The 231-nt window shown below is 59.3% G+C and carries 1 protein-coding gene; it reads right to left on the reverse strand.

The features are described from left to right. Positions 1–231, reverse strand: a 231-nt coding sequence (locus tag KZZ04_RS20955) for a hypothetical protein (RefSeq protein WP_219424144.1), incomplete at both ends; no start/stop codon positions are given.

The following is a 231-nucleotide window of genomic DNA, read 5'->3' on the forward strand; positions in this document are numbered from 1 at the left end:
GGTTTGAAACCCAACCCGGCAAGGAACGTCGCCATTTTCGGGCGAAACCGCAGCGGGCATTGCTCGAGCAGGTAGTCGCTCAGGGTGCGATTGTTGAAGCGGGTTTTGTTATCGGCCCAACCCATGATATGCAGCTGGCACTCACGCTCAGAGGTAAACGCCATGAACTGCTGCTCGCGTGGCGAGCCGGGTGTGCACAACAGCAAGCGCCGGGTTTGATCCTCGCCATCG

The organism is Pseudoalteromonas sp. CR1 (genome assembly GCF_019392235.1).
Taxonomy (GTDB): domain Bacteria; phylum Pseudomonadota; class Gammaproteobacteria; order Enterobacterales; family Alteromonadaceae; genus Pseudoalteromonas.